Raw genomic sequence first — 12,838 nt, 5'->3', positions numbered from 1 at the left:
AAGGTTCAGGCGCCCAGGTAGGCCTGGCGCACCTGCGGGTCGTGCAGAAGCTCGCGCGCCGCGCCTTCCAGCGCGATGCGGCCGGTTTCCATGACGTAGCCGCGGTCCGCAATGGACAGGGCGGCGCGCGCGTTCTGGTCCACGAGCAGGATCGTGGTCCCCACCTCGCGCAGCGCGCGGATGCGCGAGAAGATCTCCGAGACGAGCCGCGGCGCCAGGCCCATGCTCGGCTCGTCCAGCAGCAGGAGTTTCGGGCGCGCCATCAGCGCGCGGCCGATGGCCAGCATCTGCTGCTGGCCGCCGGAGAGGTTGCCGGCCAGCTCGCGGCGCTTGTCCGCGAGCGCGGGGAAGAGGCCGAACACCGCGTCGAGGAAGCTCACGTTGCCGCGCGCGAACGTGCCGAGCTTGAGGTTGTCCTCGACGGTCATCGGCGCGAAGACCTGCCGGCCCTCGGGCACCTGCACGATGCCCGCCTGCACACGCTGGCGGGCATGCAGCCGCGCGATGTCGCCGCCGTCGAACCGGATGCTGCCGGCCGTGACCGGCTGCACGCCGGAGATCGCGCGCAGCAGCGTCGTCTTGCCCGCGCCGTTGGCGCCGACCAGCGCCACCAGCTCGCCTTCGCCAACGCGCAGGCTCACGCCCGACAGCGCGGGGATGCGGCCGTAGCGGCTGCCGAGGTCCTGCACTTCAAGCATGGGCGGCCTCCGGTTCCTCGCTGCCGAGGTAGGCCTCGATCACGTGCGGGTTGCTCGACACTTCGGCGGGCGTGCCCTCGGCGAGCTTGCGCCCGCGGTCCAGCACGAAGACGTGGTCGGACACCTCCATCACGAGCGCCATGTTGTGTTCGACGAGGACGATGGTGGTGCCCGCGTCGGCGAGCTTGCGGATCAATGCGTCGATCTCGCGGGCCTCGGTGGCGTTCAGGCCTGCGGCCGGCTCGTCCAGCAGCAGGAGTCGCGGCTCGGCTGCGAGGGCGCGCGCGATCTCCAGCCGCTTGAGCGCGCCGTAGGGCATGCTGTCCGCGGCCACGTGGTCGGCGCCCGCAAGGCCGACGCGCCGCAGCAGCTCGTGGGCCTTGTCACGGCATGCGGTTTCGGCATCGCGCAGGCCCCGCGTGCGCAGCAGCGCCGAGGCCAGCGACACCGGTTCGCGCAGGTGGCGGCCGGTCATCACGTTCTCCAGCGCCGTCATGTTGAAGAACACCTGCAGGTTCTGGAAGGTGCGGCCGATGCCGGCGGCGGCGAAGCGGTGCACCGGGCGCCCTGTGATGTCCTCGCCGTCGAAAGTGATCGTGCCGGTGTCGGGCGCGTAGATGCCGCTGAGCATGTTGATCAGCGTCGTCTTGCCGGCGCCGTTCGGGCCGATGATCGAATGCACCTTGCCGGCTTCAAAAGCGAGGTCCACGCCGTCGATGGCGCGCAGGCCGCCGAAGGATTTGGCGAGACCGGTGGCGCGCATCAGCGTCATCGCGACCCCCACCACTTCGCGACCGTGGGCACGATGCCCTCCGGGAACACGACCATCGTGAACACCAGCACCGCACCGAAGACCATCATCTCGTAGTCCTTCAACACGGTCAGCACCTGCGGCAGCACGGTGAGCGCGGCCGCGCCGACGACGGCGCCGAACACGGAGGCCATGCCACCGAACACGACCATGATCACCAGCTCCACCGAATGCAGGAACGAGGCCTTGGCCGGCGTGATGAAACCTGCATAGTGCGCGGTGAGGGCGCCCGCGAGCGCCGCGAGCACCGCGGAGAGCGTGAACACCTGCAGCTTGAAGCGCGCGGCGTCGATGCCCAGCGTCTGCGCCGCGACTTCCGAGCCGTGCAACGCGCGCAGGGCGCGGCCGTGCGGCGAGTCGATCAGGTTGAGCGCGAGCCACACGGTGGCCAGCAGCAGCCCGCCCCCGATCCAGTACCAGAGGCGCTCGCCCTGCACGGCCCAGCCGAACAGCACGAGCGGCGGCACCGTCATCCCGTCGGGGCCGCCGGTGATGCGGTCCTCGGTGGTGAGCGCGATGGAGATGATGATGCCCAGGCCCAGCGTCGCCATCGCGAGCGTGTGGCCTTTCAGGCGCAGCGTGGGCCTTCCGAGCACGTAGGCGAGCAAGCCCACGGCGGCGCATGAAGCGGGCAATGACAGCCACACCGGCACGCCCCAGCGCGACGCGGCGATCGCACTGGCGTACCCACCCAGCGCGAAGAAGCCTGCATGGCCCAGGCTGATCTGCCCGGCGTAGCCGATGAGCAGGTTCAGGCCCACGCACACGATCGCGTTGAGCGCCACCTGCGTCGCCACGTCGTACGCGTAGTTGTTCGGCAGCGCCACCGGCACCAGCAGCACGATCACCGCAAGCAGCAGCGTGCCGCCGCTGCGCGGCCGCGCGAACCAGCGAAGGGCCGGCGCGCGCTCAGACCCTGTCGCTGCGGCGGGCACCAAGCAAGCCTCCAGGCAGGAAGAAGAGCACGGCCAGGATCACGACGAACGCGATCGCGTCCTTGTAGGCCGAGGAAACGAAGCCGGCGCCCAGCCCTTCCAGCAGCCCGAGCACCAGCCCGCCGAGCACCGCGCCCGCGAAGCTGCCCAGGCCGCCCAGCATGGCGGCGGCAAAGCCCTTCAGGCCCAGCATGATGCCGGCGTCGTATGACGTGAATGCGATGGGCGCGACCAGCACGCCGCCGATGGCGCCGAGCGCCGCCGCAAGCCCGAAGCTGGCGAACAGCACGGCCCGCGTGTCGATGCCCACCAGCTGCGCCGCGAGGCGGTTGTACGAGGTGGCGAGCATCGCCTTGCCGTGCAGGGTGCGGCCGTAGAAGGCGCCGAGTGCCAGCACCGCGACGACCGCGCCCCCCATCACCCACAGGCTTTGTGGCAGCAGCGTGGCACCGGCAATCGAGATCGGCTCTTCACCGGAAAACGCCGGCAGCCGGAACACACCCTTGCCCCACACGAGCTGGGCCAGCCCGCGCAGGAACAGCGAAACGCCGATCGTGATGATGATGAGCGTGACCGTGCCCGCGTGCCGCGCCGGCATGATCGCGAGGCGCTCGACGATGAGCGCGACGACCACCGAGCACGCCACCGCCAGCAGGATCGCCACCGGCAGCGGCAGGCCCAGCGCGAGCAGGCTCACGGCGCTCATCGCGCCGACCATCACGAATTCTCCCTGAGCGAAGTTGATCGCGCCGCTGGCGTTGAAGATGATCGTGAAACCCAGCGCCACCAGCGCGTAGATCGCGCCGGCCGTGACGCCGGCGGCGATGAACTGGAGCCAGGCGGCGCTCATGGGGTGCCTACTTGACGAGCGTCCAGGCGCCGTTGCGGATCTCGAGCATCCGGAACGCGGTGAGGTCCAGGCCCATGTGGTCGTTGGCGGACATGTTCACGACGCCGCCCGTGCCGACGTAGCCCTTGGTCGTTTCGAGTGCGTCGCGCACCTTGGCCTTGTCGGCGGAACCGGCGGACTTGATAGCGTTGATCGCGAGCATCAGGCCGTCGTACGCGTGGCCGCCGAAGGTGGACACGTCGGACTTGAACTTGTCCTCGTACTGCTTGCGGTAGCTCGACACCACGGGCTTCTGCGGGTCGTTCGCGGGCAGGATCTCGGAGACGAGCAGCGCCGCCGCCGGCAGGCGCACGCCTTCGGCTGCAGGGCCGGAGAGCTTGATGTACTCGTGCGAGGCCACGCCGTGGGACTGGTACAGCGGCAGCGAAAGGCCCACCTGCCGGTAGTTGCGCGTGACGATGGCCGGGCCCTGCCCGAAGCCGGCGTTGAGCACCGCCTGCGCGCCGCTGCCCTTGATCTTGGTGAGCTGCGCGGTCATGTCGGTGTCGGTGGCGCCGTAGGTTTCGTCGGCGACGAACTCCACGCCGTAGCGGGAGGCGACCTTCAGGCATTCGCCGCGCATGCTCTTGTCGAAGCCGCCGCTGCCGGAGATGAGCGCCACCTTGGTGAGCTTGCGCGCCTGCACGTCGGCGAAGATCTTCTCGCAGGCCATGCGGTCGGTGTGCGGCGTCTTGAACACCCACTTCTTCGTCGGCTCGATGATCGGCACGGCGCCCGCGAGCGAGATGAAGGGCGTGCCGGCCTGCTCGGCCAGCGGCACCGCGGCCATGGTGGTGCCCGTGGTGGTGCCGCCGACGATCACGTCCACCTTGTCCTGCTCGATCAGGCGCTTGGCGAAGGTGCGCGCTTTCTCGGCGTCGCCGCTGTCGTCGTAGGAGACGAGCTGCAGCTTGCGGCCGAGCACGCCGCCTTCGGCGTTGATGCGGTCCACGTAGAGCTCCAGCGTCTTGAGCTCCGGGTCGCCCAGGAAGGCGGCGGGGCCGGTGACCGACAGGAAGGTGCCGATGCGCAGCGGCTCCTGGGCCTGGGCGGCGGTGGCGAGGAGGGCGGTGGCGGCGAGGGCGAGACCGCGGGCGAGTCTGCCCGCGCGGTGCTGGAAGGCCATGGCTCTTGTCTCCTGGTGTGTTGTGCGTTTCATTCTGGTAGGCTGATGCCGGAATACATTGATCTGCCATAAACTTTCGGGGGACTCGCATCGGTACTCGCACTAGTCGCGCCACCGGCCGCCGCACGCCCGCGGTGCTGCCGGCCAGCTCCGGCGCCGTCGCCATCCGCGCCGCGCGCCGCGCGGACCTCGACCCCGTGATCGCGCTGGACGCGCGCGTCACCGGCCTGGAAAAGCGTGCCTACTGGGAGCGCATCTTTCGCCGTTACGGGCAGGCCGCGCGCGGCGAGCAGCGCTGGTTCCTCGTTGCCGTGGCGGGCGGCGAGGTGGTGGGGTTCGTCATCGGCGAGGTGCGCGACTGGGAGTTCGGCTCGCCGCCATGCGGCTGGCTCTTCGTGATCGACATCGACCCGCGGGTGCGGCAGGCCGGCATCGGCACGCGCCTGCTCTCGGCGCTGTGCGATGCGATGCGCGGCGCCGGCGTGCGCACGCTGCGCACCCTGCTCGCGCACGACAACACGCTCATCCTCTCGTTCTTCCGCAGCCAGGGGATGATGGCCGCGAAGATGATCCCGCTGGAAATGGACATTGCATGAAGCTGCAGGTGAACACGATGCTCGCGCTCTACAGCGTGCTGGAGTTCGCGGGGCAGCCGCAGCGGCATATCCCGGCGGCGGAGATCGCGGAGCGTTACGGCGTCTCCGCCCACCACCTCGCCAAGGTCCTCGCCGAGCTGGCGCGCGCCGGTGTCGTGGAGTCGGTTCGCGGTGTGGGCGGCGGCTACCGCTTCGCCGCGAACGCGCGTCGCCTCACGTTGATGGATGTGATCCAGCTGTTCGAAGACATCGCCTCACCGCCTCCTGCCCCGGATGCGATGCCCGTCGACAAGGCGATCGGCGTCGTCCTCACCGAGGTCGACCAGATCGCCAAGGCTACCTTCAGCTCCATTACTGTGGCAACCATGCTCAGGATGGTCGAGAAGCATCGAGACACTTGAGCTTGCATACGCCGGAGCTTGTTGGTAACATATGTGCTACCAATGAACCGGCTCAAATTGCAGGAGTACGAGGAGGAGGACGGCACCAGCCCTTTTGCGGACTGGTTCGGCGCGCTCGACGCTGTACCTGCGGCGAAAGTGACGGTCGTTCTGGCTCGGATCGCTCAAGGCAATCTCTCCAACGTGAAGGGCGTTGGCGAAGGGGTGCAGGAATATCGGTTGGATTACGGCCCCGGGCTGCGGGTGTACTTCGGCCGTGACGGTGACGTTCTGGTCATCCTGCTGGGAGGTGGGACCAAACATCGACAGCAACGTGACATCGAGGATGCCCAACGCCGCTGGGCTGAATACAAGCGGCGAAAGCGAATGGCGAGGTGAAGTATGGCCCTGACTCGTGATTTCAAACAAACAGTACTGGCTCGTGTCCAGGCCGACCCGGCGTTCCGGGATGCGCTGCTTGAAGAGGCAATCGACGCGATGCTTGCAGGCGACGTCGATACTGGGAAGTCGATCCTGCGCGACTACATCAAGGCGACCGTCGGGTTCGAGCAGCTCGGCGCGGACACGGGCTCATCACCGAAGAGCCTGATCCGGATGTTCGGCCCGAACGGGAATCCGCAGGCGCGCAACCTTTTCGCTGTCATCAGCCAACTCCAACGACATGCCGGCTTGACGTTGCATGTGCGGGCGCAGCCTCAATAGCAGGTCTGCGTTCGACATATTCAGCGGGTGACGGGGCTACGCCTCAGCGAGCTTCATGAGCCACGCCCAGCCTTCGTCGACTTCCTTCTGCAGTGCGGCTATATCGTCGGCGCGCATCCCGCGATACCGCTTCTGCGCCGCGAGGTAGTCCGCGACCGGCCGCGACCGCAGGGACTGGTTGATCGTGTAGCGGCAGCCATCCTCCACCTCGTACAGCGGAAACGCCCCGCACTCCACCGCATACCTCGCGGCTCGTAATCCACCGTCATCCTCCAGCCCCCAGCCATCGACGCAAGGCACGAGCAAGGTGAGGATGCGGAAACCACGTATCGCCTTCGCCTTGCGCACCTTGCGCAGCAAGTCCGGAAGGAAAGCGACACTCGCCGTCGCCGCATACGGAACGCCATGCGCCGCCATCACCTGCGTGAGGTTCTTCTTGCGCGTGGGCTTGCCCTGCGGGGTGGAAGTCGTCCGCGCATAGTGAGGCGTGGACGACGACTTCTGCGCGCCCGTGTTCATGTACCCCTCGTTGTCCAGGCACACGTACAGCATGTCCTCGTTGCGCTCCGCCGCGGACGAGAGGCACTGCAGCCCGATGTCGTAAGTGCCGCCGTCACCCGCGAGCACGAGCACCTGCGTGCCCCGCTTGCCCTGCGAGTCGAGCGCGCGTCGCAAGCCGGAAGCCGCGGCAGCACTTGCCTCCAGTGTCGGCTGGTACACGGGTATCTTCAGCGAGCTGTACGGCTGCGGCCCCGCGATGATGGCCATGCACGACGGCGGTATCACCGCCACCGTGTCCGGCCCCATGCACGCCAGCACGTGCCGCGCGGACAACGCCTCCATGCAACCCGGGCAGGCCGCATGGCCGGAGCAGAGCATCTCTTCCATGGTCACCCCCACGTCACTTCGGCGGCGCGCGAGCGGCCGCGCACCCATTCGCAGATGTCGCGTGGCTGCACGTCCACGCCGCCCACACCCGCCATCACGCCGTGCAGTCGCGGCGCGCGCTCCATGCCGTACAACGCACCGCGCAACTCCTGCAGCACGATGCCGCCCAGCCCGGGCGAATGGTTGCGGTCGAGCACGACGACATCCGGCACACCCGCCAGCGCGACGCGCAAGGCCTGCACCGGCAAGGGTCGCAGCAACCGCAGCTTGAGCAGGCCGCACGCGACACCTTCGGCGCGCAACGCATCCACCGCCTCGCGCGCCGTGCCGCACAGGCTGCCGATCGCAACCACGACAACGTCCGCACCTTCGCACCGATACCGCTCCAGCACGCCCCAGCCGCGCCCCGTGAGCGCCGACCACGCCCGGTCCGCCTCCTGCGCCGCATCCAGCGCCGCGGCCATCGCATCCTCGATCTGCATGCGGTGCCGCCGGTACATCTCCTGCGTCACCACGTTGCCCCACGACGCGCCGATGCCCGTGTCCAGCCGCATCTCGCGGTGGTAGGGCGGCAGGAACCGGTCCACCGTCTCCTGCGACGGCACGCTCACCGGCTCCAGCGAATGCGAGACGTAGAACGCATCGTGGCTCACCATCGCCGGCAGTTGCACGCGCTCGGCCACTCGGAAGGCCTGCAGCACCGTGTCCAGCGACTCCTGCGGGCTCTCGCTGTAGTACTGGATCCAGCCGCAGTCGCGCTGCGCCAGGCTGTCGGTCTCGTCGGGCCAGAAGGCCCAGGGCGAAGCCACCGTGCGATTCACGTTCGCCATGACGATCGGTGCACGCGCACCGCTCGCGTAGTGCAGCACCTCGTGCATCAGCAGCAGGCCCTGCGACGCCGTCGCGGTGAACACGCGCGCCCCGGCAAGCGATGCCGGGATGCACGCCGCCAGCACCGAGTGCTCGGACTCGGGCGTCAGCACCTCGGCGTCCATCTCGCCGCGCGCCTTGAACTCCGTGATCAGCTCCAGGATCGGCGTCTGCGGCGTGATCGGGTACACCGGCACCACCTGCGGCTGCGCGAGGCGCGCCGCCCATGAGACGGCATGGTTGCCATTGAGCAGGAGCGTGGTCGATTCGCTCATCGCGTCTCCTCCTGCAGCAGCATCGAGCCGGTGGGGCACTCGCGCACGCACACGCCGCAGCCCTTGCAGTAGTCGGCCAGCACCGTGTAGCCGCCGTCCACGCGCTTCACGGCGAGGTCCGGGCAGTACGAGTAGCAGTTGTCGCAGGCGGTGCAGCTGCCGCAGGAGAAGCAGCGTTCGGCTTCGCCCTGCAGTTCGGCTGCCGAGAGTGCGATCTGCACTTCGCCGCCGGTGGCGAGCCGCTGCTTCGCGCCGGCGCGCACGGCCGCGGGGCGCCGGCCATGCGTGTGGTGCCACGTGGCGATCTCGGCGATGGCGACAGGCGCAGCGCGGGTGGCGTTCCATGCGAACTCGAGAGGCACATTGCGCGAAGCGGCCTCGAGCGTCTTCCCACGCAACCGCCGGTCGATGTCGATGGCCGCGCGCTTGCCCATGCCCACTGCCTCGGTCACGAATCGCGCCATGCTGGCCAGGTCGCCGCCGGCCCAGAGCTTGTCGCGCGAGGTCGATTGCCCGATGTCCACCTGCAGTACGGCACCGGTCGTGCCGCAACTCGTGAAAGGCGAGAGCTCGGCGTCCTGGCCGATCGCCACGATCACGGCGTCCGCCGACAGCGAGAATTCGTTGCCCGGGAGCGGCTTCACGCGCGGCGGCCCGCCGGGCACGGCGGCTTCGAATGCGACGTGCACGCAGTCCACAGCAACACCGCCACCCGGCAGCGCGCGCGACGAGCACACCATGGCGCCATGGTGGAACGTGACGCCTTCCTCCAAAGCCTCGTGCACTTCGTCCGCCTGCGCCGGCATGCGGTCGCGCGGCTCGAGCGCCACCACCGCCACCTCGCTGCCGCCGCGGCGCGCGGTGCGTGCCACGTCCATTGCTGCGCTGCCGCCGCCGACCACGATCACGCGGCGGCCCAATGGCGCGCGCACGCCTTCGCTCGAGCGGGCGAGGTAGTCGCTCGCCTGCAGCAGCCATGGCGCGCGCGGCGGGAATTGCGGCAGCGTCTTTGGCCGTGCCGCGCCGGTCGCGGCGTATACCGCGTCGTGCGTGGCGATCAGCCGGTCGAGCGCGGCTGCATCTTCGAGCGGCGAGTTGCAGTGCACCTCGACGCCCATCGCGACGATGCGCCCGATCTCGGCGTCGAGCACGTCGCGCGGCAATCGATACGCCGGGATGCCGTAGCGCATCAGCCCGCCGAGCTTCGGCGCGGCTTCGTGCAGGCTCACGCGCCAGCCGCGGCGGCGCAGCTGGTAGGCCGCGGACAAGCCCGAGGGCCCGCCGCCGACCACGGCGACGTGGCCCGGCGCCTCCAATGCAGGCACATCGAACGCCCACCCGCGCGCAAGGGCCGCATCACCCACGCTGCGCTCGAGGCGGCACACCGACACGGCTTCGTCGTACGCCGCGCGGTTGCACGCCGCCTCGCACGGGTGATGGCAGACCCGCCCCGCAATCGCCGGGAACGGGTTGTTGACCGTGAGCACCTCCCAGGCACGCCGCAGGTCACCCGCACGCGCATGCCCGATCCAGGTCGCGATCTCGCCGTTGACCGGGCAGGCCTGGTGGCAAGGCGAGGGCCGCGCGACGTGGCGCGGCAGCATCGAGCGCCACGTGCCGGTCTTGAAGACTTCCGTGGTCCCGGTGGTCCACGCGGTGGGTGGCAAGGCGGCAGTCATGGCAGCACCTCCAGTTGCGCGCTCGCCGCTTCATAGCCCCGCGCACACGCGGCCGCGTTCTCCTCGGCCTGCCGCGGCGAATGCTGCAGCACCAGGTCGCGCAGCACGTTCAGCGGCGGGTCGCCCACAGCCCGGGCTAGCGCACCCAGCAGCGCCGAGTTGACGATGCGCCCCAGCCCCAGCGCGCGCGAGATCGCGAGCGCATCCACGGCCACGAGGCGGTAGCCCGGCAACGCGGCCTGCAACTCATTCGCCCCACGCGCCGAGTTGACGACGATGAGCGTCATCGCGTCCGCACGGGAGAGCAGCGGCGGCGCCAGCAGGCTCGCATCGAAGCACAGGATCGCATCGGCCTTCTCGATGTCGCAGCGCAGCCGGATCGGTTTGTCGTCCACGCGGATGAACGAGCTCACCGGCGTGCCGCGCCGTGCGCCGCCGTACGTGGCGAACGCCTGCACCTGCTTGCCCTCGGCGAAGAAGGCGCGTGCGAGCAGGTTGCCCGCCGTCTGCGCGCCCTGGCCGCCGCGGCCCTGCACCATGATCTGCAGCATGGCCGCGCTCCTACTTCGCGAACTTGCGGAACTCGGGCTTGCGCTTCTCCTGGAAGGCGCGCACGCCTTCGCGCGACTCCTCGGTGTCGTAGTACAGCTTCAGCGCGTACAAGCCCATGCCCGCGATGCCGCCCTGGTGCGCGGTGTCCATGTTGAACGAGCGCTTGGCAATCGCGATCGCGGTCGGGCTCTTCTCCATGATCTCGGCGCACCACGCAGCCACTTCGTCGTCGAGCCGCTCGTGCGGCACCACCGTATTCACGAGCCCCATTGCCAGCGCCTCCGCCGCCGTGTAGCGCCGGCACAGGTACCACATCTCGCGCGCCTTCTTCTCGCCGACCACGCGCGCGAGGAGCGCCGTGCCGTAGCCCGGGTCCACCGAACCCACCTTCGGGCCCACCTGCCCGAACACCGCGCGTTCGGATGCGATGGTCAGGTCGCACAAAGTGCACAGCACGTTGCCGCCACCGATGGCGTAGCCCTGCACGCGGGCGATCACGGGCTTCGGTGCTTCGCGGATGGCGGAGTGCAGCTCCTCCACGGGCAGGCCGATCGTCCCGCGCCCGTCGTACTGCCCCGCATGCGCCGACTGGTCGCCACCCGTGCAGAACGCTTTCTCGCCAGCGCCTGCCAGCACGATCACGCCGACCTCACGATCGTTCGCCGCCTTCTGGATCGCGTGGATCAGCTCGTCGCACGTGCGCCCGCGAAACGCATTCATCCGGTCCGGCCGGTTGATGGTGACCCAGGCTGCGCCGTCGCGCACTTCGTAGAGGATGTCGTCGTAGTTCATTCGTCTCTCCATTCACACGCCCAGCAGCGCCTGCAGGGCACCTTCGTCCCGCGCCAGCGCGGCCGACTCGCCCGCCAGTGCCACGCGGCCTTTTTCGAGCACGAGGGCGCGGTCGGTGTGCCGCAGCACCGTGCGGTAATTGCGGTCGACGACGATCGTGCTGATGCCGCTCGCGCGGATCTGCGCCACCACGCGCCAGATGTGTTCCACGATGCGCGGCGCGAGGCCCTCCGTCGCTTCATCCAGCACCATCAAGCGCGGGTTCGTCAGCAGCGCGCGGCCGATGGCCACCATCTGCTGCTCGCCGCCGGACACCTGCTGGCCGCCGTGGTCCAGCCGCTCCTTCAACCGCGGGAAGGTCTCCAGCACGCGGTCATAGGTCCACTCGCGCTTGCCGTCGGCGCCCGCGCGCTCGCACATCACGAGGTTCTCGCGCACCGACAGGTTCGCGAAGATGCCGCGCCCCTCCGGCACGTAGCCGATGCCCAGCCGCGCGATGAGGTAGGGCGACCAGCGCGTGATCGGGTAGCCCTCGAACAGCACGCTGCCGCGCCGGGGCTTGAGCAACCCCAGCATGCTCTTGATCAACGTCGTCTTGCCCATGCCGTTGCGGCCCAGCAGCCCGAGCGCGCAGCTTTCGGGCAGCTGCAGGTCGATGCCGTGCAGCACATGGCTTTCGCCGTAGTAGGTGTGCAGGCCTTCGACTTTCAGCACGGCAGCACCGCGGTGGCTTCCAGCTCGATCACGGCCGGGTGGTCCAGCAGGTCGGCCACGAAGATCATGCTCATGGCCGGGTAGTGGCGGCCCATGCGCTCGCGCCAGATGCGCGCGAGCTCGCCGCGCGCCGCGAGATAGGCAGGCTTGTCGCAGCAATAGGCCGTGATGCGGCAGATGTGCTCGGGCTTGCCGCCGGCTTCGGCCAGCACCGCGATCACGTTGTCCAGCGCCTGCGCGAACTGCGGCGCGAGCGCTTCGGAATGGAAGCGCTGCTGCGCGTCCCAACCCACCTGCCCGGCGATGAAGACCATGCGGCCCTCGGCCTCGACGCCGTTGGCGTAGCCCTGCGGGGGCGCCCAGCCCTGCGGTAGCAAGACGCGCATGTCGTGGCCCCTATTCGTTGTAGCGCGGCGGGTCCGGGTCGTCGTCCCAGTTGCCGGCCGGCAGCGGGATGCGCTCGATCCACGTCCGCAGGATCTCGATGTGCCCGCGCTCCTCCTCCTCCAGCTCGCGGGCCGCCTCGCGCAGCTCGTCGTCCGTGCAGCGGGCGGCGATGCCGCCGAAGAAGTCGCAGGCCTGCTGCTCCGCCTGCAACGCGAGCTGCAGGACGTGCCAGGGCTGCATGAGGTAGTGCGCGTCGTCGAGCGAGGGCGCCCCCGGCGCGCGCTGCGCGATGGAGGCTGGCGGTGCCGCCCAGCCCATCGCGCCGGCGATCTGCTCGGCGTGCAGCGCCTCCTGGTCGGCCAGCGCACAGAAGAGGGCGGCGACCTCCGGGTTGTTGTGGACCTGCATGACGTCCGCGAACTCGCGGTAGCGGGCCACCGCGTCGCGTTCCATGGCATAGGCCTGCGCCATCAGCTCGGCGATGGTCTTGGGTGTTCCGACGGCAGTCATGTGATCACCTCCG

17 protein-coding genes are annotated in these 12,838 nt (G+C 69.3%); 4 read left to right on the top strand and 13 right to left on the bottom strand.

Features of this window, described 5'->3' with window-relative positions; genetic code table 11:
* Positions 1 to 5 precede the first annotated feature (5 nt).
* The 5 genes from H8R02_RS26950 to H8R02_RS26930 are packed head-to-tail and all read right to left on the bottom strand — an operon-like array spanning position 6 to position 4,459.
* Positions 6 to 698 (bottom strand): ABC transporter ATP-binding protein, encoded by a 693-nt coding sequence (locus H8R02_RS26950; protein WP_187084619.1) that lies wholly within the window; start codon positions 696 to 698, stop codon positions 6 to 8.
* Entirely contained in the window at positions 691 to 1,470 is a 780-nt protein-coding gene (locus H8R02_RS26945; RefSeq protein WP_187084618.1) for an ABC transporter ATP-binding protein, read from the bottom strand. Before H8R02_RS26945 ends, H8R02_RS26950 begins: the two co-directional genes overlap by 8 nt.
* Positions 1,467 to 2,444, bottom strand: a complete 978-nt coding sequence (locus H8R02_RS26940; RefSeq protein ID WP_187084778.1) for a branched-chain amino acid ABC transporter permease — start codon at positions 2,442 to 2,444, stop codon at positions 1,467 to 1,469. The genes H8R02_RS26945 and H8R02_RS26940 overlap by 4 nt, the downstream gene beginning before the upstream one ends.
* The gene (locus H8R02_RS26935; RefSeq protein WP_187084617.1) at positions 2,419 to 3,294 is read right to left on the bottom strand and encodes a branched-chain amino acid ABC transporter permease; all 876 of its coding nucleotides are present in this window, start codon (positions 3,292 to 3,294) and stop codon (positions 2,419 to 2,421) included. Before H8R02_RS26935 ends, H8R02_RS26940 begins: the two co-directional genes overlap by 26 nt.
* Before the next feature lie 7 nt (positions 3,295 to 3,301).
* Positions 3,302 to 4,459: an ABC transporter substrate-binding protein gene (locus tag H8R02_RS26930; RefSeq protein WP_222622664.1), complete on the bottom strand. Its 1,158-nt coding sequence runs from the start codon at positions 4,457 to 4,459 to the stop codon at positions 3,302 to 3,304.
* A gap of 134 nt (positions 4,460 to 4,593) precedes the next feature.
* On the opposite strand from H8R02_RS26930, the gene H8R02_RS26925 reads away from it, so the two are divergent.
* From H8R02_RS26925 to H8R02_RS26910, 4 genes are read left to right on the top strand one after another with little or no spacing between them, the layout of a single operon-like run.
* The gene (locus H8R02_RS26925; protein ID WP_187084615.1) at positions 4,594 to 5,055 is read left to right on the top strand and encodes a GNAT family N-acetyltransferase; all 462 of its coding nucleotides are present in this window, start codon (positions 4,594 to 4,596) and stop codon (positions 5,053 to 5,055) included.
* The gene (locus H8R02_RS26920; protein ID WP_187084614.1) at positions 5,052 to 5,456 is read left to right on the top strand and encodes an Rrf2 family transcriptional regulator; all 405 of its coding nucleotides are present in this window, start codon (positions 5,052 to 5,054) and stop codon (positions 5,454 to 5,456) included. Before H8R02_RS26925 ends, H8R02_RS26920 begins: the two co-directional genes overlap by 4 nt.
* A 42-nt stretch (positions 5,457 to 5,498) precedes the next feature.
* A complete protein-coding gene (locus H8R02_RS26915; protein WP_187084613.1) occupies positions 5,499 to 5,834 on the top strand; it encodes a type II toxin-antitoxin system RelE/ParE family toxin in 336 nt (111 codons plus the stop codon).
* 3 nt (positions 5,835 to 5,837) lie between these two features.
* Positions 5,838 to 6,158, top strand: a complete 321-nt coding sequence (locus H8R02_RS26910) for a helix-turn-helix domain-containing protein (RefSeq protein ID WP_187084612.1) — start codon at positions 5,838 to 5,840, stop codon at positions 6,156 to 6,158.
* Between the two features lie 36 nt (positions 6,159 to 6,194).
* Here the strand turns inward: H8R02_RS26910 and H8R02_RS26905 are convergent, their stop codons facing one another.
* The 8 genes from H8R02_RS26905 to H8R02_RS26870 are packed head-to-tail and all read right to left on the bottom strand — an operon-like array spanning position 6,195 to position 12,825.
* Positions 6,195 to 7,046, bottom strand: a complete 852-nt coding sequence (locus H8R02_RS26905) for a thiamine pyrophosphate-dependent enzyme (RefSeq protein ID WP_187084611.1) — start codon at positions 7,044 to 7,046, stop codon at positions 6,195 to 6,197.
* Between the two features lie 2 nt (positions 7,047 to 7,048).
* A complete protein-coding gene (locus tag H8R02_RS26900) occupies positions 7,049 to 8,191 on the bottom strand; it encodes a transketolase C-terminal domain-containing protein (RefSeq protein ID WP_187084610.1) in 1,143 nt (380 codons plus the stop codon).
* Positions 8,188 to 9,870 carry an FAD-dependent oxidoreductase gene (locus tag H8R02_RS26895; protein WP_187084609.1) on the bottom strand — a complete coding sequence of 561 codons (1,683 nt, stop codon included), beginning with the start codon at positions 9,868 to 9,870 and terminating at the stop codon, positions 8,188 to 8,190. The genes H8R02_RS26900 and H8R02_RS26895 overlap by 4 nt, the downstream gene beginning before the upstream one ends.
* A complete protein-coding gene (locus H8R02_RS26890) occupies positions 9,867 to 10,421 on the bottom strand; it encodes a 2-oxoacid:acceptor oxidoreductase family protein (RefSeq protein ID WP_187084608.1) in 555 nt (184 codons plus the stop codon). Before H8R02_RS26890 ends, H8R02_RS26895 begins: the two co-directional genes overlap by 4 nt.
* A 10-nt stretch (positions 10,422 to 10,431) precedes the next feature.
* Entirely contained in the window at positions 10,432 to 11,214 is a 783-nt protein-coding gene (gene badI, locus H8R02_RS26885; RefSeq protein ID WP_187084607.1) for a 2-ketocyclohexanecarboxyl-CoA hydrolase, read from the bottom strand.
* A gap of 12 nt (positions 11,215 to 11,226) precedes the next feature.
* Entirely contained in the window at positions 11,227 to 11,928 is a 702-nt protein-coding gene (locus H8R02_RS26880) for an ABC transporter ATP-binding protein (RefSeq protein ID WP_187084606.1), read from the bottom strand.
* On the bottom strand, positions 11,922 to 12,314 hold the full coding sequence (locus H8R02_RS26875; RefSeq protein WP_187084605.1) for a RidA family protein: 393 nt from the start codon (positions 12,312 to 12,314) through the stop codon (positions 11,922 to 11,924). Before H8R02_RS26875 ends, H8R02_RS26880 begins: the two co-directional genes overlap by 7 nt.
* A gap of 10 nt (positions 12,315 to 12,324) precedes the next feature.
* Positions 12,325 to 12,825 (bottom strand): ferritin family protein, encoded by a 501-nt coding sequence (locus tag H8R02_RS26870; protein WP_187084604.1) that lies wholly within the window; start codon positions 12,823 to 12,825, stop codon positions 12,325 to 12,327.
* Between the last annotated feature and the right edge of the window lie 13 nt (positions 12,826 to 12,838).

The sequence above is a fragment of the Ramlibacter albus genome (genome assembly GCF_014297445.1).
Taxonomy (GTDB): Bacteria; Pseudomonadota; Gammaproteobacteria; order Burkholderiales; family Burkholderiaceae_C; genus Ramlibacter; species Ramlibacter albus.
Note: the sequence above shows the minus strand (reverse complement) of the source record. Positions and strands in the feature narration are given on the sequence as shown.

Bases quoted from the DNA above. Each gene is read 5' to 3' on its own strand.
- H8R02_RS26950 (WP_187084619.1), bottom strand. From the start codon at position 698: ATGCTTGAAGTGCAGGACCTCGGCAGCCGCTACGGCCGCATCCCCGCG.
- H8R02_RS26945 (WP_187084618.1), bottom strand. From the start codon at position 1,470: ATGACGCTGATGCGCGCCACCGGTCTCGCCAAATCCTTCGGCGGCCTG.
- H8R02_RS26935 (WP_187084617.1), bottom strand. From the start codon at position 3,294: ATGAGCGCCGCCTGGCTCCAGTTCATCGCCGCCGGCGTCACGGCCGGC.
- H8R02_RS26930 (WP_222622664.1), bottom strand. From the start codon at position 4,459: ATGGCCTTCCAGCACCGCGCGGGCAGACTCGCCCGCGGTCTCGCCCTC.
- H8R02_RS26920 (WP_187084614.1), top strand. From the start codon at position 5,052: ATGAAGCTGCAGGTGAACACGATGCTCGCGCTCTACAGCGTGCTGGAG.
- H8R02_RS26915 (WP_187084613.1), top strand. From the start codon at position 5,499: ATGAACCGGCTCAAATTGCAGGAGTACGAGGAGGAGGACGGCACCAGC.
- H8R02_RS26910 (WP_187084612.1), top strand. From the start codon at position 5,838: ATGGCCCTGACTCGTGATTTCAAACAAACAGTACTGGCTCGTGTCCAG.
- H8R02_RS26905 (WP_187084611.1), bottom strand. From the start codon at position 7,046: ATGGAAGAGATGCTCTGCTCCGGCCATGCGGCCTGCCCGGGTTGCATG.
- H8R02_RS26900 (WP_187084610.1), bottom strand. From the start codon at position 8,191: ATGAGCGAATCGACCACGCTCCTGCTCAATGGCAACCATGCCGTCTCA.
- H8R02_RS26895 (WP_187084609.1), bottom strand. From the start codon at position 9,870: ATGACTGCCGCCTTGCCACCCACCGCGTGGACCACCGGGACCACGGAA.
- H8R02_RS26890 (WP_187084608.1), bottom strand. From the start codon at position 10,421: ATGCTGCAGATCATGGTGCAGGGCCGCGGCGGCCAGGGCGCGCAGACG.
- badI (WP_187084607.1), bottom strand. From the start codon at position 11,214: ATGAACTACGACGACATCCTCTACGAAGTGCGCGACGGCGCAGCCTGG.
- H8R02_RS26875 (WP_187084605.1), bottom strand. From the start codon at position 12,314: ATGCGCGTCTTGCTACCGCAGGGCTGGGCGCCCCCGCAGGGCTACGCC.
- H8R02_RS26870 (WP_187084604.1), bottom strand. From the start codon at position 12,825: ATGACTGCCGTCGGAACACCCAAGACCATCGCCGAGCTGATGGCGCAG.